This is a genomic window from Raoultella sp. T31 (assembly GCF_002806725.1).
GTDB classification, from domain to species: domain Bacteria; phylum Pseudomonadota; class Gammaproteobacteria; order Enterobacterales; family Enterobacteriaceae; genus Klebsiella; species Klebsiella electrica.
The window spans coordinates 218,531-237,021 of sequence record NZ_PIBO01000004.1 but is presented as its reverse complement, the minus strand read 5'-3'; the positions used below and the strand labels follow the sequence as shown (position 1 = coordinate 237,021).

Genomic DNA, 18,491 nt, shown 5'->3' with positions numbered 1-18,491 from the left:
ACGGCCTGCGGCAATCGCTCCGTTTATCCCCCGGTGGCGCGTTGCTTACCGGGGCTACAGGAGCGTGTGGTCTGGCATGGGTAGCCCGGACAGGGGCCCAGCCCCGCCTCCGGGAAGACGGCCTGCGGCAATCGCTCCGTTTATCCCCCGGTGGCGCGTTGCTTACCGGAGCTACGGGAGCGTGTGGTCTCTGGCATGGGTAGACCGGACAAGGGGCGCAGCCCCGCCTCCGGGAGAGGCAGTGCGGCACGCAAACCCGTGCTTAATGGCTTTTACGAATCAGATAGCGGTAGGGCAGCGCCGCGGTTTCTTGCGCCAGCAGCTCATGCTCCATAAAGCGGCAAAAACCCGGAATATCGCGGGTTGTCGCCGGATCGTCGGCGATAATCAGCAGCGTTTCACCCACCGGCATGGTACGTACGGTCTTACGCACCATCATTACCGGCTCCGGACAACGCAGGCCCTGAGCGTCCAGAGTGTGGTCAGGGCTGGAGAAAAGTTCGGTCATTTTCATCTCACATCAACAAAACGGCCCTAGTTTACCCCCACTTTTGCGCTACGCAAGTCAGGTTAACGTTTGCGTGAAAAACAACCATTGCAATACCCGCTCAACGCAGTATCATTCTGCCGCTTCAAACTGGTACTCGCGTATTGGCAATGACACAGCGCGAGTATTGATTTATTGGGTTCCCTCACCCCAATCACTAAAAAGGTCATAATATGAGTCCATTTACAACGTCACAGCGTCAAAAAGCGCTGGTCTGGCTTTCTCTTTTCCATTTGCTGGTGATCACCTCCAGCAACTATCTGGTGCAGCTACCGATCTCCATTTTTGGTTTTCATACCACGTGGGGCGCGTTCAGCTTTCCGTTTATCTTCCTCGCCACCGATCTGACGGTGCGGATTTTCGGCGCGCCGTTGGCACGACGCATTATCCTGGCGGTGATGGTCCCGGCGCTGCTGATCTCCTACGGCATCTCGTCCCTGTTTTATATGGGCGAGTGGCAAGGCTTTGCCGCGCTGACCCACTTTAACCTGTTCGTCGCCCGTATCGCCGCCGCCAGTTTCATGGCCTACGCGCTGGGTCAGATCCTCGATGTCCACGTCTTTAACCGCCTGCGTCAAAACCGCCGCTGGTGGCTGGCGCCGACCGCCTCGACCCTGTTCGGCAACGTCAGCGATACCCTGGCCTTTTTCTTTATCGCTTTCTGGCGGAGTCCGGACCCGTTTATGGCGGCGAACTGGGGCGAAATCGCCATTGTCGACTACAGCTTTAAGGTACTGATTAGCATTGCTTTCTTTCTGCCAATGTATGGCATGTTGTTGAATATGCTGCTGAAAAAACTGGCAGATAAATCTGATTTATCCGCATTGCAGCCAGGTTAAGAGTACTCGCAGATTGATGTGATAAGATAAGCGAATGAGCCGTTAATGGCCGTTTATCGAAAGGAAGATGTCAATGCGCAATTTGGTTAAATATGTCGGTATTGGCCTGCTGGTGATAGGGCTTGCTGCCTGTGATAACAGCGATACAAAAACGCCGACTGCCGGGGCCGCTGCGGAAAGCAACGCCAGCGGACAGAATATCAGCCTGCTGGACGGTAAGCTGAGTTTCTCCCTGCCTGCAGGAATGACCGACCAGAGCGGCAAGCTGGGTACCCAGGCCAACAACATGCACGTCTATTCCGACGCCACCGGGCAGAAAGCGGTGATCGTGATTGTTGGCGACAACACCAATGAAGAATTGAGCGTGCTGGCTCAACGCCTGGAAGATCAGCAGCGCAGCCGCGATCCGCAGCTGCAGGTTGTCACCAATAAATCGATTGATATCAAAGGCCACACGCTGCAGCAGCTGGACAGCATCATCTCCGCCAAGGGCCAGACCGCGTGGTCTTCCGTCATTCTCGGCAAGGTTGACGATAAGCTGCTGACCCTGCAGATCACGCTGCCGGCAGACAATCAGCAGCAGGCGCAAAGCGCAGCTGAAAGCATCATCAACACCCTCGTCATCCAGTAACTACTGGGCTGACGCTGCGGCCTCCGGCGCAACAACCGGGGGCCGTTTTTTTAACCGCCAGCACAGCAGCAGCGCCACCGCCACCAGTCCCGCCGCCGCCAGATAAATCGTCGAAATCCCGGCCCACGCCATCAGCAGCCCGGCCAGCGGACCGGTAATGCCTAAAGACAGATCCATAAATACCGTATAGGTCGCCAGCGCCGAGCCCTGATTCTGCTGCGGCACCGCCTTCACCGCCACCACCCCCAGCGCAGGGAAGACCAGGGAAAAACCGGCGCCAGCGAAGAAGGTGCCGACTTTGGCGATCGACGAAGTCTCAGCCAGCCCCACCAGCAGAAGCCCGACAATCTCAACGCTAAAGCACAGCATAGCGACATTCAGTCCCCCCAGCCGATGAATGCCGTTGGGGAACAGCAGACGCGCGCCAACAAACGCGCAGCTGAATAGCGTCAGCGCGAACGCCGCGCCATCCCAGCCTTTGGCGTCATAAAACAGGGTAATAAACGTCGCGATGGTGCCAAACCCGGCGGACGCCAATGCCAGCGCCATCCCATACAGCCAGACCCGGCCCAGCACGGCGCGAAACGTCATCGCTTTGCCCTTCGTCGCCTTAACCGCCGCCCTCGGCAACGCGCACAGAATAGCGACCAGCGCCACGGCCATAATCGCCCACGCCAGCCCCGATAACCCGACAAGGGAATAGCAGAGCACGCCAAGCGGCGCCCCCATCGCCATCGCCCCGTAAGTCACGATGCCGTTCCACGAAATCACCCGCCCGATATGCAGCGACCCCACCACGCCCACGCCCCATAGCGTTGAACCGGTGCCGGCAAAGCTTTGCCCGATGCCGAGAATCACGCGGCCAAGGCACAACAGAGCCAGGCTAAGGATCGGCCAGCCGCTTCCGGCGGCCGCCAGCAGATAGCTCAACCCGCTGAGAAAACAGCCGCACAGCCCGAAGATTACGATCTTTTTCGGCCCAAGGAGATCGGCGTAGCGTCCGGCATGAGGGCGACTGAGGAGCGTGGCAAAATACTGCAGGCTAATGACCAGGCCGGCCCAGAACGCGCTGAATCCCATCACGTCATGGACATAACCCGGCAGAACGGCCAACGGCAGGCCAATTGTCAGGTAGCTGGCAAAATTAAACATCACCACGGAGACAATCCGCAGATTAAGGCGCAGTCCATTGAGCGCCGGTTCGTCAACGGGTTCGGGCATGGGGTCCACCAGACTTTGACAACAGTGTTTCACTATTACCACGTCGTCTGCGCAAAAGCAGCCTGCCGCGACAAAAATCACGCTGTTCGACTCGCCGGAGGCGATATTTATCTGTCAGCAAATTCGCGGCCGTGTCTGGCAACCGCCTCCCGATCTCTTCGTTGAAAAGCTATTTTGATCATGCGCCGGCACCGGAACCCTGGATGGGCCTGCAAATGGTCTGGGAAGGCTACTTTGCCCCTGCGCTCAACTTGCCACCCGGCCCCACGGTGCGGAGGGCCGGATTACATTATGGGAGAGGCCCACCAGATTGACGGCGAATTTTTACCGGTAATCCCTCCGCTTTTGGCAGGATAATATATCAATCAGTATTCCGCGCTGATCCTGATATATCGAATCGGCATGATTCGCCACAACCAACTGGCGCAGGCTGGCTACCGCCGTATTCCGTCTCGGGGAACATGCGGAGGTGGAAGCAGAGCATTCGGGCCGACGGGATTCGCTGACTCAGGTTTTGCGCTTCGCCGGCCAGAAGATAGTCAGCACGCCAGCGATGATAATCAGCACGCCCAGCAGGGAACGCCAGTGGAACGGTTCATGCCAGCCGGGCAGCCAGATGGCGGCGGCCCAGACCAGAATGTAGCTCAGGCTGAGCAGGGCGTAGGCTTTGGCCAGCGGCAGCTGGTGCAGCGCAAAGTACCAACAGACCATCGACAGCAGATAGCCGCTCAGCCCCAGCACCAGGCCGGGAGTTCCGGCCCGCAGATGTAAAAGATGATTCAGAAACGCGAACAGGTCACTCAGCGGCGGCAGCTCGACCATCGCCCCGCGCAGCAGAAGCTGTGCGGCGCTGACCAGCCCGACGCTGAATAACGCCCAGATTAACCCCATCAGACGCTACTCCCGAGCACCACGATGCCGACCACAATCAGCCCTACGCCAACCCAGTGCCGCCGGGCCACCGGCTCGCGCCAGATCCCCCAGGCCGCTAACGTCACCCAGACAAAATTGAGACTCAGCATCGGATAGGCGACGCTCACCGGAATGGATTGCAGCACGCTCAACCACAGCAGCATACCGCCGCCAAGCGCCAGTAGCGCAAGGCCCAGCCAGCCGAGAATATGGCGACCGCGCCGCCGTGACTTAGACGGGCGCGTCGCCTGTTTCTGGCACAACTGCCCGACGCAGCTTAACAGGCTCGCCAGCGCCAGGCAGATCCAGGTACTCATTGCGGCAGATACTGGAGAAACACAACCCGCTCTAACACATAGGTGTTGTCAGGTTTCGGTAGGGGTAAATCGGCCATGTTTTCTCCTTTGTCCATCAGCAGCACCAGCGATATCGGTCCTTCCTGGCGATGCGCTGCCAGCCAGCCGGCAAACTCACCCTGGCTCACAAAGCGACTCTTCGCATCCGGCCAGTCTAAACCGTATTGCAGTTCACCCTGCTTATCATACATGATGATATCGTTACGCTTGAGTTCCCACGCCAGACCGGCGGCAATGCCGACGTTGTTGCTCAGCACATAGCGGCTTGGCGCCAGCGATTCACTAATAATATCCACCATGAACTGCGGCTGCTTGCTATCGATCACCCGGTCAGGAATGGCAAAGCCAACCAGCAGCGCCAGCCCCAGGGGGCAGCAGGCGGCTAATGTCCAGCGCCGACCGTTATCTTTCATCGCCAGCCAGCCCATCAGCGCCCAGACGGCAAACGCAATCGCCGCCAGCAGACATTTATACAGCTCAATCTGCGTCCAGACCGGTTTATGCATCACGCCCCACGGCGACACCACCAGCACGGCGATCAGACCAACCAGACCAAAGATGAGGTTGATAAGGCCGTTAATGCGCAGCGCCTTCGCTCCCGCCTTCGCCGCATCCAGCGCATAGCGAGCCATCAGAATCGACAGCGGCCCGAAGCACGGCAGAATGTAGGTCGGCAGTTTCCCTTTGGCGATGCTGAAAAACAGGAACGGCATCGCCACCCAGCCCAGCAGATACAGCGCGCCGCGCGCGTCATCGCGCTCGCTCCAGCCGCGCTTCAGCGCTCCGGGCAGCAGCGCCAGCCACGGCAGACTTCCGGCGATCAGGAACGGGATGTAATACCAGAACGGCGCCTTGTGCTGGGCATCTTTCTCGGCAAAGCGTTGAATATGCTCCACCCAGAAGAAGTAGCGCCAGAAGTCCGGTTCGCGTTTGGCGATAGCCAGGCCCCAGGGCAGGACCACCAGGACGCAGACGCCCACTGCCAGCCAGCCGTAGGTCAGCACTTCACGCCAGCGTTTGCGGGCAATCACCCACGGCAGAACCCCGATAACTGGCACCGCCAGCGCCAGGAAGCCTTTGGTCATGACGCCCATGCCGCAGGCCGCCCCCAGCAGCGCGTAGCCGATGATTTTACCGCTTCGGCTCTGCGCCTGAGCGGCGCCCCAGAAACTGCACATCGCCAGCGCCATCCACAGGGTGATCATCGGATCCAGCACCGCATAGGTGCCAATACTGTAGACCAGCAGAGCGGTCAGGAAGATCACGGCGGACAGAATCGCCACCCGTTTGTCCTGCCAGATTCGCCATGCCAGCCACGCAATCAGCAGCGCGGTGACGCTGATGGAGAAGACCGAGCCAAAGCGCACGGCAAAGTTATTGTGACCAAACAACCACTGCCCGATGCTGTTAATCCAGTATCCGGCAATCGGTTTTTCAAAATAGCGCAGCCCAAGAAAATGCGGCACCACCCAGTCACCGGACGCCAGCATCTCGCGGCTGATCTCCGCATAGCGCGTTTCATCAGGCTGCCAGAGCAGGCGAAAATTCAACGGCAGTAGGTAATACAGCGCAAATAACACCACTAAAGAGGCGCTATAACGAATGCTTTTCATACGTCCTGACTCAATAATTGTTCACGCCCAAGCCAGCCTTCCCGGCCAGCCAATTCACCGCGAACCACTTTACCCAGCGGCAGCTCGCTAAAATCTGCGGGCAGCAGTTGGCTCAACGGGCAAAACTGGATTTCTTCCTGTGCCGCCATCGTCAGCAGTTGATCAAACTGCTGGGCGAAGGCAATCCCTTCCACTTCAGCATGAATGGTGTAGACCGGCGTACCGCTATCCCGGTGAATGCAATCCAGCAGATAGCGATTGAAGCCCCCGGCATCGACGCTACTGCCGACCACTTCATCCCAGGTAGGCAGCGTAACGGGGATCTGCACCGTACCCGTCATCTTGTCGCCCAACAATGGCAGGAAGGGGCGCGAGCCACGACAGTCGCTGTTGTAGAGGAAATTGAAGGACTCTTTGGCTTTAACCACCCGCTGATCCGCGCGCCAGCCCGCCACGGCGGAACAGGTGACCGACCGGCCGATGATCCGCTCCAGCTCGAGCAGGCCGCGTTCGACCTCCAGCGTCAGCCGCTCCTGTGGCCAGACGCCGCTCCATGCCTGCCAGCTGTAATGATCCCAGGCATGCAGACCTACTTCATGCGTCTGCGCCGTCGCACGGATAACCTCTTCATTACCCGCGCCAATCCGTCGCCCAGGCCAGGCGGTGCCGGCCAGCAAAATATCCCAGCCGTACAGCGAAGCGGCGTTTGAACGCAGCATCTTCCACAGAAACTTCGGTTTTATCAGGCGCCATAAATGGCGCCCCATATTGTCCGGCCCAACGCTGAAGAAGAAGCTTGCCTGAACCCCGTGCTGGCCCAGCAGACTCAGCAGGCGCGGTACCCCGTCCCGGGTACCGCGAAAGGTATCGACATCTATGCGTAAGCCGACCTGTTTCATGATGTCTTGTCGTCCGCCAGCTCAACCGTGCGCAGGAAGAAGTCGAGCGTATGCTCCACGGTTTCTTCCATCGGCACCGTCGGCGTCCAGTTCAGGCAGCGCTTCGCGTTACGAATGCTCGGCTTACGATGTTCCACATCCTGGTAGCCTTTACCGTAGTAATCGCTGCTCTCGACATCGCGGAAACCGGCGAACGGCGGGAAGTTGTTGCGCAGCGGGTGACGCTCGAAGCACGCCAGCAGCATCTCCGCCAGCTCTTTGATGCTGGCTTCGTTTTCCGGGTTACCGATGTTGATAATCTGCCCGTCGCAGCGGCCATCTTTGTTCTCGATAATGCGGAACAGCGCTTCGATACCGTCGCTAATATCGGTGAAGCAGCGTTTTTGTTTACCGCCTTCAATCAGTTTGATCGGCGAACCTTCAACCAAATTCAGGATCAGTTGGGTAATCGCCCGGGAGCTGCCGATACGCGCGGCATTCAGGTTATCCAGACGCGGTCCCATCCAGTTGAACGGACGGAACAGGGTGAAGCGCAGGCCGGACTTGTCGCCGTAGGCCCAGATAACGCGGTCGAGCAGCTGCTTCGATACCGAGTAAATCCAGCGCTGTTTGTTGATCGGGCCGACCACCAGGTTTGAGGTGTCTTCGTCAAAGTTGTTGTCGGTGCACATGCCGTACACTTCGGAGGTCGACGGGAAGATAATGCGCTTATCGTATTTCACGCAGTCACGGATGATCTTCAGGTTCTCTTCGAAGTCGAGCTCGAACACGCGCAGCGGATTGCGGGTATATTCGATTGGCGTCGCGATGGCCACCAGCGGCAGTACCACGTCGCATTTCTTAATGTGGTATTCGATCCACTCGGAGTGAATGCTGATATCGCCTTCAACGAAGTGGAAGCGCGGGTTGCCGAGGAAACGACCGATCGCGTCCGACCCGATATCCAGACCGTAGATTTCGTAGTTGTCGTCGGCGAGCAGACGCTCGGTCAGGTGGTTACCGATAAAACCGTTGACGCCAAGGATCAGCACGCGGGTACGGCGTTTAATCGCCACAACCGGTTTGCTGCTTATTACCGCGCCGGATACCAGCCCCAGCGCCTGCGCCAGCTGCGTACCCTGCATGTAAACGCCGCGCTCGGTTTGACCGGTGACTATCTCCAGCGCGCCATCCTGACAAGCGACCACCAGCGGAGAGGTGGAAATGACCGTTCCCGGCTTCGCCGCGGCCAGGTCCTGACGCACGCGGGATTTCCAGACGATAAATTTATTCGCGCCGGCATAGCCAAACGCCCCCGGCCACGGATCGGACACCGCGCGAACCAGGTTATGCAGCGTCAGCGCCGGTTTTTCCCAGTCGAGACGGCCATCTTCCGGCGTGCGGCGACCAACGTAGGTGGCCTGGCTTTCATCCTGGGCACACTGCTGGGTTTTCCCTTCACGAATCGCCGGCAGAGCCTGACTCAGCAGCTCTGACGCCGCGGCGCACAGCTTGCGATGCAGGGTCAGCGCGGCATCATCAGCGTCGATAGCAACCGTCTGCTGCGCCACGATAGCGCCGGCATCCGCACGGCTGACCATGCGATGCAGGGTCACGCCGGTTTCCGTTTCACCGTTGACCAGCACCCAGTTCAGCGGCGCGCGGCCGCGATATTTCGGCAGCAGAGAACCGTGCAGATTAAAGCCGCCTTTTGGCGCCAGGCTGAGGATATCGTCGCCCAGCATGTTGCGATAGTAGAAAGAGAACAGGACGTCCGGCTTCATGTCGCGGATGCGTTCGATCCACAGCGGGTGGTTAACATCTTCTGGTGCCCACACCGGGATACCTTGTTCCGCAGCAATACGCGCAACCGAGCCAAAGAAATGGTTTTCGCCAGGGTTATCCGGATGGGTGAAAATAGCGGCGATTTCATACCCGGAATCCAGCAGAGACTGAATGCCGGCACAACCCATATCGTGATAAGCGAAGACTACAGCTTTCATGAACGATCTTCCTCTTGAGACGCCGTTTCCGGCTGACGTACAACACGTTGAATAAAGTAGCGGGGACGGGCGCGGACATCGTTATAGATGCGTCCGATATACTCCCCGAGCAGCCCCATGCCGACAAACTGTGCACCGATGAACATGAACAGCACGGCAAACAGCATGAATACCCCTTCCGCCGCCCACTGCGGGCCAAATACCAGGCGCAGGAACACCAGCAGGAAGGCAAAAGTAAAGCCCAGCAGGGCAATCACGCTGCCAAAGACGCTAAGCAGACGCAGCGGCGTGGTGGTCAAACAGGTCACCAGGTCGTACATCAGATTAATCAGGCGCATAAAGCTGTATTTGGAATCGCCAAATTCACGCTCCGCGTGCATCACCGGGATTTCAACCGCCCGCCGCGCGAAGGTATTCGCCAGAATCGGGATGAACGTGCTGCGCTCATGGCAATTGAGCATCGCGTCGATGATGTGGCGACGATAGGCGCGCAGCATGCAGCCGTAGTCTCCCATCGCTTTACCGGTGGTGCGCTGAATCAGACGGTTGATCATCTTCGACGCGCTTTTGCGAAATACGGTGTCCTGGCGGTTCTGCCGCACGGTACCAACCACGTCGTAGCCTTCGTCCGCCTTCGCCACCAGGCGCGGAATCTCTTCCGGCGGGTTTTGCAGGTCGGCATCAAGGGTAATAATCAGATCGCCGGTCACATGGCTGAAGCCCGCCATAATGGCCGAGTGCTGGCCATAGTTGCGGTTAAGCAACACCGCGACCACATGGCTGCCTTCGGCTTCTGCAGCCTCAGTCAACATGCGGGCAGAATCATCGCTGCTGCCATCGTCGACCAGCAGAATTTCATACTGGCGACCCAGCGTCGCGCAGGCGGTATCCGTACGGCGAATCAGCTCGGGCAGGCTCTCCTGTTCGTTATAAACCGGAATAACGACCGAGACCTTTTTCACGGGAGAGTAAGTAAACATATCAACATCCTGACAGCTGGTGCAGCGCAGAAATGACCCGAGTGACGTCATCGTCGGTCATATCCGGGAACAAAGGGAGTGAACAGATACGTGCGCTGTTCCATTCCGTATTCGGTAAGGAAAGCGTCGGGAAACGCTCGCGGTAGTATTTTTGCGTGTGCGCCGCGCGGAAGTGCAGGCCGGTGCCGATGCCCATGGCTTTCAGTTTTTCCATTAACGCATCGCGGCTGATCCCGCAGGTGGCTTCATCCACGCGGATAATAAACAGGTGCCAGGCGTGCTGGTGTTGCCACTCCGGTATCGCCAACGGCTTAAACGGCGTATCCGCCAGTTCGCGCAGATAGCGCTGGGCAATCTCGCTCCGACGCTGGTTGGCATGGGCCAGTTTATCCAGCTGCACCAGCGCCAGCGCGGCGTTAATATCAGCCAGATTGTATTTGAAGCCCGGCGAAATCACCTCCGCCTGCGGCGCCCGACCATGCGTCTGGCGGTCATAGGCATCGACGCCAAGGCCGTGGAATTTCAGGCTACGTATGCGCGATGCCAGCGCATCGTCATCGGTGACGATCAGTCCGCCTTCGGCGCAGGTCATATTTTTAATGGCGTGGAAAGAGAAGATCGCGCAGCCGCGTCCGCCCACGTGTTTGCCCTTGTAATAGGTCCCCGCCGCATGCGCGGCATCTTCAATCACCGGGATACCGTGACGTTCCGCCACGGCGCGAATCGCGTCGATATCCGCAGGCGCGCCCGCGTAGTGCACGGGAATAATCGCTTTGGTGTTGGGGGTAATCGCCGCTTCAACCGCCTCGGCGGTAATCATCAGATTGTCGCGATCGACATCGATCATCACCGGTGTCGCGCCCAGCAGACAGATCATGTTCAGCGTGGAAACCCAGGTCTGGGAGGGCGTGATGACTTCATCGCCAGGGCCAATGCCCAGCGCCATCAGCGTAACGTGCATGCCGCCGGTCGCCGAACTCACCGCCACGGCGTGACGGTTGCCGGTCAGCGTGCAGAATGCCTCTTCCAACGCCTGGTTTTTCGGTCCGGTAGTAATCCAGCCCGATTGCAAAACTTCACGCAGCGCAGCCAGCTCTGCGTCGCCCATCGACGGGCGCGAAAACGGCAAAAATTCGCTCATCATTTTCCTGTTCTGTATATGACCCTTTCAGGGTTACGGGTCGATAGAAAAAATATCCTGCGCCAGCGGACTTAAACAAAATGAAAATGGAATCTCTTCAATGCCACTTTTCATTCCAGGGTATTTGACGTTATTAAATTTAGACGGAGTTGCTTAGGATAATCTTAAGAAATTAATATAATTTACCAGGAAGAAAATAATAAATTGTTTTTAAAGGAAATTTGCAGGAAATGAGGCAGGGGTAAAGCGGGAAAATGGCCCCCGTTTATGGGCAAAACAGGAGCGCGGTGCAGTAAAGTAAACAAACATTAAACAGTTAAACAACAAACAGAATTTTAAAAACCTACCTTAGATCACAAATCATTTCCGGAAGATGACAAATTTGCAGGAAAGTCAGTCGCTAATTGATTAGCAGGGCAATTAATGACGCTGTTATTATCTGCACCGCAATCGCGTATGAAGGTGATCGTGGCGAACTCGTCAATCACTTCCGTCGGGTAAGCCGGTCCGGCTTCACGATAAGAAACCATCAGCGGGATGTGTTCGTTCTGGAAGCAGACGGTTTTTTCCGGGTTGTTGATCACCCAGCGGGGGAAAAAGATGGTGCCATGGAACAGCTTATCGCCCAGGTTCACAATCAGACTCACGTCGGTACCGGTCGGCTCCGTCCACGAAATTTTATAAATGCTCTCCCCTACCCGCACAATCCAGGCCTGCTGATCCTTCACCCAGCGGTTCCCGACAATACCGCTGTGAATCCGGTAATCCAGGGTGTTGCCGTTTTTGACGTAAATTTCGTAATTCCAGCCGTTATCGTAGGTATAAACCAGATGTTTGCCGATAAAACCACGCAAATCATGTTTATCAAAAGTGCTCATAATGATTCCTCCTTTGCTGTTGAGACTCAGCATACGGCTTTAAAAAATGAATGAATAACGCTATGTTTTGATGAAATTCATTCACTTTTTCGATAAATAATGCACAAAACGACGCTGGAACAATGGTCCTTGCTGGAAAAAGTCATTGAGCTGGGTAGCTTCGCCAAAGCGGCAGAAGAGACCCATCGCAGCCAGTCTTCGGTGAGCTATAACCTCGCCCTGCTGCAGGAAAGGCTGGGCGTCGCGTTGCTGCACCCTGCAGGCCGCCGCGCGGTACTCACCCCGGCCGGGGAGCTGCTGCTAAGCCAGGTAAAACCGCTCCTGCAAGCGTTTTCATATGTTGAAACCCGTGCGGCGACCCTGCGCAACGGCGCGCGAACCCGTCTGGACCTGGTTGTGGATAGTATTTTCCCCCGCCAACGGCTGTTTGCCATTCTGCGCCAGTTTCAGCAGCGCCATCCGCAGACTCAGGTGAGGCTGACCGAAGTCCTCGAAAATATGAAAGATGAGCAGGAGGCCCGCAGCGAGGCCGACGTAATGGTACTTACCCGCCGCCAGGATATTAGCGGACGCGGCGAATGGTTGATGAACATTGATTTTGTCGCCGTTGCCCACCGGGACCATCCGCTTGCCAGGCTGAGCGGCCCTCTCGACGACAGCGCGCTGGCCCCCTGGCCGCTGGTGCGTATCGCCGATCGCAGCGACGACCCGCAGACAGGCCGCGATGCGTGGACATTTTCCACCATTGATGCCGCTATCGATGCCGTGCTGTATCAGGTCGGCTTCGGCTGGCTTCCCGAAGAGCGCATCGGCTCCCGGCTGGAGCAGGGTGTGCTGAAAATCTTGCCGCTCAGCCACGGCGCCCGACGCGCCACGCCGCTGCATCTGATCGTCAAGCGCGATCTGGCTCCCCTCGATGAACAGCTCGAAACGCTGCTGGCGCTGTTCAGGACACCGTGAATCACCCGCGTGCGCGGGCCTGCGGGCACACGAATCCTTCAGGCTATCGCGACCCGGCTACCCCGCAGACAACCTGAAGGACGACGTGTATATATGAAATTCTTATACTTTCCGGTCTGACATTGATCCAGGTTAGGCCTGAAGTATGATGAATTATTAAAATCATCATACTTTCCGTCCTGTTGAGATAAAGACCTTGTCTATTTTCCGCACCGCGCTGCTGGCGCTTCTCGCCTGCGCACCTCTGCTGACCGCCGCCGCTTCATACGATATCACTACCGCCTGGCCGGTGAACGTGGGTCCGCTGAACCCGCACCTGTATACTCCCAACCAGATGTTTGCCCAAAGCATGGTGTATGAGCCGCTGGTAAAGTATCAGGCGGATGGCTCAGTAAAACCGTGGCTGGCCACCCACTGGAGCCACTCTGCGGACGGGAAAGTGTGGCGCTTTACTCTGCGTAACGACGTGCAGTTTTCTAACGGCGAGCCGTTCAATGCGCAGGCCGCGGTCGCCAACTTCCAGGCGGTACTGGCTAACCGACAGCGCCATGCCTGGCTGGAGCTGACCAATCAGATTACCGACGTGCGGGCGCTCAGCGATACGCAGCTGCAGATTACGCTCAAAAGCGCCTACTCCCCTTTCTTGCAGGAGCTGACCCTGCCGCGCCCGTTCCGTTTTATCGCCCCTTCGCAGTTTGTTGAAGGGGGAACGCAGCACGGCATCAAAGCGCCGGTCGGCACCGGCCCCTGGGTGCTGAAAACCTCGAAACTTAACCAGTATGATGTGCTGGTACGCAACGACCGCTACTGGGGCGACAAACCGGCAATCCGCCAGGTGACCGTGAAAGTGATCCCGGACCCGATGACCCGCGCCGTCGCCTTTGAAACCGGCGAGATCGATCTGCTTTACGGTAACGAGGGCCTGCTGCCGCTGGATACCTTTGCCCGTTTCAGCCATAACCCGGCCTGGCGTACCCAGCTCTCTCAGCCTGTCGAAACGGTGATGCTGGCCCTGAACTCCGCCAGAGCCCCCACGAACGAACTGGCGGTGCGTGAAGCGCTGAATTACGCGGTGAATAAAAAATCGCTGATCGACAATGCGCTGTACGGTACGCAACAGGTGGCCGACACGCTGTTTGCCCCCTCCGTGCCGTACGCCGATATTGGCCTCAAACCACGCCACTACGACCCGCAGCAGGCCAACGCCCTGCTGGAGAAAGCCGGTTGGATCCGCCCTGCCGGCAAAGCGATTCGCGAGAAAAACGGCCAGCCGCTGCACATCGAACTGTCGTTTATCGGCACCGATGCCCTGAGTAAGTCGATGGCGGAGATAATCCAGGCGGATATGCGCCAGGTCGGGGTGGACGTGGCGCTGGTCGGTGAAGAGGAGAGCAGCATTTACGCCCGCCAGCGCGACGGCCGCTTTGGCATGATTTTTAACCGTACCTGGGGGGCGCCATATGACCCGCACGCGTTTATGAGCTCAATGCGCGTCCCCTCGCACGCCGATTATCAGGCCCAGCAAGGGTTAGCAGACAAACCGCTGATCGATAAAGAGATTGGCCAGGTACTGACCACCAGCGACGCAACACAACGTCAGGCGCTGTATCGCGATATTCTGACCCGTCTGCACAACGACGCGGTCTATCTGCCCGTCAGCTATATCTCGATGATGGTGGTGGCGAAACCCGACCTGGGGCCGATTCCTTACGCGCCGGTTACCGCTGAAATTCCGTTCGAACAGATCCAGCCGGTGAATCCCTGATGCAACGTTATCTGCTGCGGCGCATTCTGCTGCTGATTCCGATGATTTTTGCCGCCTCGGTGATTATCTTCCTGATGCTTCGCCTCGGCACCGGCGACCCGGCGCTCGACTACCTGCGGCTGTCAAACCTGCCGCCGACGCCGGAGATGGTGGCCTCTACGCGAACGATGCTCGGGCTGGATCAGCCGCTCGTCGTCCAGTATGGCCACTGGCTATGGCGCGCGCTGCATCTCGATTTTGGCGTATCATTTGCCACCCAGCGTCCGGTGCTTGACGATGTGCTGCGCTTCCTGCCCGCGACGCTGCAGCTGGCGGGCGCGGCGCTGGTGCTGATTCTGCTGACCTCCGTACCGCTGGGTATCTGGGCCGCACGCCACCGCGAGCATTTGCCGGATTTCATCGTGCGGCTCATCGCCTTTCTTGGCGTGTCGATGCCAAACTTCTGGCTCGCCTTTTTACTGGTGCTGTTCTTCTCGGTCTATTTACAGTGGCTGCCCGCTCTCGGCTACGGCGGCTGGCAGCATATCGTCCTGCCGGCGGTGTCGATTGCGTTTATGTCGCTGGCGATTAACGCCCGCCTTCTGCGCGCCAGCATGCTGGACGTGGCCGGACAGCGCCATGTCACCTGGGCGCGCCTGCGCGGCCTGAATGCCAGGCAAATCGAACGTCGCCACATTCTGCGCAACGCCTCGCTACCGATGATTACCGCCGTGGGCATGCACATTGGCGAACTGATCGGCGGGACGATGATCATCGAAAATATCTTTGCCTGGCCGGGCATCGGCCGCTATGCCGTCTCGGCGATCTTTAATCGCGATTATCCAGTGATTCAATGCTTTACGCTTATCATGGTGGTGGTATTCGCCCTGTGCAATCTGGCGGTCGATCTGCTCAACGCCGCGCTGGACCCGCGTATTCGTCGTCATGAAGGAGCGCACTCATGAGCTTTTTCTTCTCAGCGCGCGGTTCGGTGCGCGCGGCGCTGGTCATCATCGTCCTGCTGACGCTGGTGGCGCTCACCAGCCAGTGGTGGCTGCCGTATGATCCGCAGGCCATTGATTTATCTTCCCGTCTGCTGTCGCCGGACGGCCAGTACTGGCTGGGGACCGACCATCTGGGCCGCGATATTTTCTCCCGTCTGCTGGCGGCGACCCGGGTGTCGCTGGGAGCGGTGATGGCCTGTTTACTGCTGGTTCTGGCGCTGGGGCTTCTCGTTGGCGGCTGTGCCGGACTCATGGGCGGGCGGGTCGATCAGCTCATCATGCGAGTGGCCGACATGTTTATGACCTTTCCAACCTCCATTCTGTCGTTTTTTATGGTCGGCGTGCTGGGAACCGGGTTGACCAACGTCATTATCGCCATCGCGTTGTCTCACTGGGCCTGGTACGCGCGCATGGTTCGCAGCCTGGTAGTCTCCCTGCGCCAGCGCGAGTTTATTCTCGCCGCACGGCTGAGCGGAGCGAATCGCTGGCGGCTTTTCCTCGATCACCTGGCCGGCGCGGTGGTGCCCTCGCTGCTGGTTCTCGCCACCCTCGATATCGGTCATATGATGCTGCACGTCGCCGGGATGTCGTTCCTCGGCCTTGGCGTCAGCGCGCCGACGGCGGAATGGGGGGTGATGATCAACGATGCGCGGCAGTTTATCTGGACCCAGCCGCTACAGATGCTGTGGCCCGGTCTGGCGCTGTTTATCAGCGTGATGGCCTTTAACCTGGTGGGCGACGCGCTGCGCGATCGTCTCGATCCTCACCTGATCGCGGAGCACAGCCACTGATGCCGCAAAAGATCCAGTTAGAACAATTGACGCTGTGCGCCGGTCAGCCGCTGGTCACGGACCTGTCGTTAACCTTACGTCGCGGGCAGGTACTGGCTCTGCTCGGCAGCAGCGGTTGCGGGAAATCGCTGACCTGCGCCGCCGCGCTTGGCGTGCTGCCCCCCGGCGTCCGGCAAACCGCCGGGCATCTGCTGCTGGACGGCATTCCGGTGCACGGCGAGCAGCTGCGCGGCGGCACCGTTGCCACGATTATGCAAAATCCACGCAGCGCCTTTAATCCGCTGTACACGATGGCGACCCATGCACGAGAAACCTGCCGCGCCGCCGGCCAGCCGGCGGATGATGCGGCGCTGATTGCCGCCATGGCCGCCGTTGGTCTGGAAAACCCGTCTCAGCTCCTGAAACGCTATCCCTTCGAGATGAGCGGCGGAATGTTGCAGCGCATGATGATCGCCCTCGCCCTGCTGAGTAAGGCGCCGTTTATCTTCGCCGATGAACCCACCACCGACCTCGATACCGTGGCGCAGGGGCGCATTCTGGAGCTGCTGGAAGAGATTGTCTCCAGCCGCGGCCAGGGCCTGCTGCTGGTCACTCACGACATGGGCGTAGTGGCGCGACTGGCGCACGAAGTCGCGGTGATGGACCACGGGCGCATCGTCGAGCATTGCGACGTCAACACCCTGTTCAGCGCTCCCCGGCATCCGGTGAGTCAACGGCTGCTGGCGGCACACCTGGCGCTGTACGGAATGGAGTGTGCAGAATGAGCCTACTGAACGTGACCGACGTCAGCCACGATTACCCGCACCAGCCGGGCGTGCTGCGCGACGTCAGCCTGAGCATCCGGGCGGGTGAAACGGTGGCGCTGCTCGGACGCAGCGGCTGCGGCAAAAGCACCCTGGCGAGGATGCTGGTCGGCCTTGAGACACCGGATAACGGCGAGATAACCTGGCGCGGGACGCCGATTCAGACGCTAAAAGGCGACGCGCAGCGGGCGTTTCGTCGCGATATCCAGCTGGTTTTCCAGGATGCTCAAAGCGCGGTGAACCCGCGCAAAACGGTGAATGAGATCATCAGCGAGCCGCTGCGCCATCTGTTCCGCTTCGCGCGCGATGAGCGCCAGGCGCGGGTCGAAGCGATGATGCAGGCGGTGGACCTTTCTCCTCTCCTGCTCGACACACGTCCGCACCAGCTTAGCGGCGGGCAGCTACAGCGCGTTTGCCTGGCGCGGGCGCTGGTTGTGCATCCCCCGTTACTGATCCTCGATGAGGCCGTCTCGAATCTTGACCTCGTTTTACAGGCGGAGATCGTTGCGTTGCTAAAGCGTCTGCAGGTACAGTTTTCTACCGCCTGCCTGTTTATCACGCACGACCTGCGGCTGGTCGAGCGCTTTTGTCAGCGGGTGATGGTGATGGAGAGTGGGCAGATTGTTGAAACCACCGCGGTCAACACACCGCTGCGTCTGCAGTCAATGGCGGGCCGGACACTCCAGCGTGCGGTCCTTCCCGCTTTTCCACCTACCCTTACTAAAGAGAAACGACCATGCAGCGCGTAACCCTGACTCTTGATGACGATCTTCTGGCCACCCTGGACGCGCAGAGCGCCCGGCGCGGCTATCACAACCGTTCGGAGGCGGTGCGCGATATCTTGCGCAATACGTTGATGCATGAGCATGCGCAACAGCCCGAACAGCGCGGCTACGCGGTGCTTTCCTATGTCTATGAACATGAAAAGCGCGAGCTGGCAAGCCGGCTTATCGCCACGCAGCATCACCACCATGACCTGTCCGTTGCGACGCTGCACGTGCATATCAGCCACGACGACTGCCTGGAGATTGCCGTCCTTAAAGGCGAGATGGGCGAGGTGCAGCATTTTGCCGATGAGGTGATTGCCCAGCGCGGCGTACGCCATGGTCATTTGCACTGCTTAACGGCTTCAGATGAGCATACGCACCGCTGAAGCACAATACCGCCTGATAAACCACGGTAATTAACGT

19 protein-coding genes are annotated in these 18,491 nt (G+C 58.6%); 9 read left to right on the top strand and 10 right to left on the bottom strand.

Features of this window, described 5'->3' with window-relative positions:
- Nucleotides 1-262: 262 nt before the first annotated feature.
- Nucleotides 263-508, bottom strand: coding sequence for a sulfurtransferase TusA (gene tusA / locus CWM52_RS04780; RefSeq protein ID WP_004868581.1), 246 nt, complete (start codon nt 506-508; stop codon nt 263-265).
- A gap of 212 nt (nt 509-720) precedes the next feature.
- Here tusA and CWM52_RS04775 point away from each other — a divergent pair, with 212 nt between their 5' ends.
- A complete protein-coding gene (locus CWM52_RS04775; RefSeq protein ID WP_100683039.1) occupies nt 721-1,386 on the top strand; it encodes a 7-cyano-7-deazaguanine/7-aminomethyl-7-deazaguanine transporter in 666 nt (221 codons plus the stop codon).
- Nucleotides 1,387-1,459: 73 nt separating this feature from the next.
- On the top strand, nt 1,460-2,017 hold the full coding sequence (locus tag CWM52_RS04770) for a DcrB family lipoprotein (protein ID WP_100683038.1): 558 nt from the start codon (nt 1,460-1,462) through the stop codon (nt 2,015-2,017).
- Here the strand turns inward: CWM52_RS04770 and CWM52_RS04765 are convergent, their stop codons facing one another.
- The 9 genes from CWM52_RS04765 to CWM52_RS04725 form a co-directional block, all read right to left on the bottom strand.
- Nucleotides 2,018-3,238, bottom strand: coding sequence for an MFS transporter (locus CWM52_RS04765; RefSeq protein WP_100683037.1), 1,221 nt, complete (start codon nt 3,236-3,238; stop codon nt 2,018-2,020).
- A gap of 507 nt (nt 3,239-3,745) precedes the next feature.
- On the bottom strand, nt 3,746-4,129 hold the full coding sequence (gene arnF / locus CWM52_RS04760) for a 4-amino-4-deoxy-L-arabinose-phosphoundecaprenol flippase subunit ArnF (RefSeq protein ID WP_100683036.1): 384 nt from the start codon (nt 4,127-4,129) through the stop codon (nt 3,746-3,748).
- Nucleotides 4,129-4,467, bottom strand: coding sequence for a 4-amino-4-deoxy-L-arabinose-phosphoundecaprenol flippase subunit ArnE (gene arnE / locus CWM52_RS04755; RefSeq protein ID WP_100683035.1), 339 nt, complete (start codon nt 4,465-4,467; stop codon nt 4,129-4,131). Before arnE ends, arnF begins: the two co-directional genes overlap by 1 nt.
- A complete protein-coding gene (gene arnT / locus CWM52_RS04750; RefSeq protein WP_100683034.1) occupies nt 4,464-6,119 on the bottom strand; it encodes a lipid IV(A) 4-amino-4-deoxy-L-arabinosyltransferase in 1,656 nt (551 codons plus the stop codon). The genes arnE and arnT overlap by 4 nt, the downstream gene beginning before the upstream one ends.
- Nucleotides 6,116-7,018, bottom strand: a complete 903-nt coding sequence (gene arnD, locus CWM52_RS04745; RefSeq protein ID WP_100683033.1) for a 4-deoxy-4-formamido-L-arabinose-phosphoundecaprenol deformylase — start codon at nt 7,016-7,018, stop codon at nt 6,116-6,118. Before arnD ends, arnT begins: the two co-directional genes overlap by 4 nt.
- Nucleotides 7,015-9,000 (bottom strand): bifunctional UDP-4-amino-4-deoxy-L-arabinose formyltransferase/UDP-glucuronic acid oxidase ArnA, encoded by a 1,986-nt coding sequence (gene arnA, locus CWM52_RS04740; protein WP_100683032.1) that lies wholly within the window; start codon nt 8,998-9,000, stop codon nt 7,015-7,017. The genes arnD and arnA overlap by 4 nt, the downstream gene beginning before the upstream one ends.
- Nucleotides 8,997-9,980 carry an undecaprenyl-phosphate 4-deoxy-4-formamido-L-arabinose transferase gene (gene arnC / locus CWM52_RS04735; protein ID WP_100683031.1) on the bottom strand — a complete coding sequence of 328 codons (984 nt, stop codon included), beginning with the start codon at nt 9,978-9,980 and terminating at the stop codon, nt 8,997-8,999. Before arnC ends, arnA begins: the two co-directional genes overlap by 4 nt.
- A 1-nt stretch (nt 9,981) precedes the next feature.
- Complete coding sequence (gene arnB, locus CWM52_RS04730; RefSeq protein ID WP_100683030.1) at nt 9,982-11,121, bottom strand: UDP-4-amino-4-deoxy-L-arabinose aminotransferase; 1,140 nt, start codon at nt 11,119-11,121, stop codon at nt 9,982-9,984.
- A gap of 353 nt (nt 11,122-11,474) precedes the next feature.
- Complete coding sequence (locus tag CWM52_RS04725) at nt 11,475-12,002, bottom strand: phenolic acid decarboxylase (RefSeq protein WP_160704471.1); 528 nt, start codon at nt 12,000-12,002, stop codon at nt 11,475-11,477.
- Between the two features lie 96 nt (nt 12,003-12,098).
- Between CWM52_RS04725 and CWM52_RS04720 the strand changes: the two genes are divergently transcribed.
- The 7 genes from CWM52_RS04720 to nikR all read left to right on the top strand — a co-directional run bounded on the left by CWM52_RS04720 (nt 12,099) and on the right by nikR (nt 18,454).
- The gene (locus CWM52_RS04720; RefSeq protein ID WP_100683028.1) at nt 12,099-12,959 is read left to right on the top strand and encodes a LysR family transcriptional regulator; all 861 of its coding nucleotides are present in this window, start codon (nt 12,099-12,101) and stop codon (nt 12,957-12,959) included.
- A gap of 196 nt (nt 12,960-13,155) precedes the next feature.
- Entirely contained in the window at nt 13,156-14,724 is a 1,569-nt protein-coding gene (nikA, locus tag CWM52_RS04715) for a nickel ABC transporter substrate-binding protein (protein ID WP_100683027.1), read from the top strand.
- On the top strand, nt 14,724-15,668 hold the full coding sequence (gene nikB, locus CWM52_RS04710; protein ID WP_100683026.1) for a nickel ABC transporter permease subunit NikB: 945 nt from the start codon (nt 14,724-14,726) through the stop codon (nt 15,666-15,668). The genes nikA and nikB overlap by 1 nt, the downstream gene beginning before the upstream one ends.
- Entirely contained in the window at nt 15,665-16,498 is an 834-nt protein-coding gene (nikC, locus tag CWM52_RS04705; protein ID WP_100683025.1) for a nickel ABC transporter permease subunit NikC, read from the top strand. The genes nikB and nikC overlap by 4 nt, the downstream gene beginning before the upstream one ends.
- Nucleotides 16,498-17,262: a nickel import ATP-binding protein NikD gene (gene nikD / locus CWM52_RS04700; protein ID WP_100683024.1), complete on the top strand. Its 765-nt coding sequence runs from the start codon at nt 16,498-16,500 to the stop codon at nt 17,260-17,262. The genes nikC and nikD overlap by 1 nt, the downstream gene beginning before the upstream one ends.
- On the top strand, nt 17,259-18,050 hold the full coding sequence (nikE, locus tag CWM52_RS04695; RefSeq protein WP_100683023.1) for a nickel import ATP-binding protein NikE: 792 nt from the start codon (nt 17,259-17,261) through the stop codon (nt 18,048-18,050). The genes nikD and nikE overlap by 4 nt, the downstream gene beginning before the upstream one ends.
- Nucleotides 18,038-18,454 carry a nickel-responsive transcriptional regulator NikR gene (gene nikR, locus CWM52_RS04690; protein ID WP_100683022.1) on the top strand — a complete coding sequence of 139 codons (417 nt, stop codon included), beginning with the start codon at nt 18,038-18,040 and terminating at the stop codon, nt 18,452-18,454. Before nikE ends, nikR begins: the two co-directional genes overlap by 13 nt.
- Nucleotides 18,455-18,491 lie beyond the last annotated feature (37 nt).

Coding starts and splice junctions, on each gene's coding strand:
- tusA (WP_004868581.1), bottom strand. CDS start 508: ATGACCGAACTTTTCTCCAGCCCTGACCACACTCTGGACGCTCAGGGC.
- CWM52_RS04775 (WP_100683039.1), top strand. CDS start 721: ATGAGTCCATTTACAACGTCACAGCGTCAAAAAGCGCTGGTCTGGCTT.
- CWM52_RS04770 (WP_100683038.1), top strand. CDS start 1,460: ATGCGCAATTTGGTTAAATATGTCGGTATTGGCCTGCTGGTGATAGGG.
- CWM52_RS04765 (WP_100683037.1), bottom strand. CDS start 3,238: ATGCCCGAACCCGTTGACGAACCGGCGCTCAATGGACTGCGCCTTAAT.
- arnF (WP_100683036.1), bottom strand. CDS start 4,129: ATGGGGTTAATCTGGGCGTTATTCAGCGTCGGGCTGGTCAGCGCCGCA.
- arnE (WP_100683035.1), bottom strand. CDS start 4,467: ATGAGTACCTGGATCTGCCTGGCGCTGGCGAGCCTGTTAAGCTGCGTC.
- arnT (WP_100683034.1), bottom strand. CDS start 6,119: ATGAAAAGCATTCGTTATAGCGCCTCTTTAGTGGTGTTATTTGCGCTG.
- arnD (WP_100683033.1), bottom strand. CDS start 7,018: ATGAAACAGGTCGGCTTACGCATAGATGTCGATACCTTTCGCGGTACC.
- arnA (WP_100683032.1), bottom strand. CDS start 9,000: ATGAAAGCTGTAGTCTTCGCTTATCACGATATGGGTTGTGCCGGCATT.
- arnC (WP_100683031.1), bottom strand. CDS start 9,980: ATGTTTACTTACTCTCCCGTGAAAAAGGTCTCGGTCGTTATTCCGGTT.
- arnB (WP_100683030.1), bottom strand. CDS start 11,121: ATGAGCGAATTTTTGCCGTTTTCGCGCCCGTCGATGGGCGACGCAGAG.
- CWM52_RS04720 (WP_100683028.1), top strand. CDS start 12,099: ATGCACAAAACGACGCTGGAACAATGGTCCTTGCTGGAAAAAGTCATT.
- nikB (WP_100683026.1), top strand. CDS start 14,724: ATGCAACGTTATCTGCTGCGGCGCATTCTGCTGCTGATTCCGATGATT.
- nikC (WP_100683025.1), top strand. CDS start 15,665: ATGAGCTTTTTCTTCTCAGCGCGCGGTTCGGTGCGCGCGGCGCTGGTC.
- nikD (WP_100683024.1), top strand. CDS start 16,498: ATGCCGCAAAAGATCCAGTTAGAACAATTGACGCTGTGCGCCGGTCAG.
- nikE (WP_100683023.1), top strand. CDS start 17,259: ATGAGCCTACTGAACGTGACCGACGTCAGCCACGATTACCCGCACCAG.
- nikR (WP_100683022.1), top strand. CDS start 18,038: ATGCAGCGCGTAACCCTGACTCTTGATGACGATCTTCTGGCCACCCTG.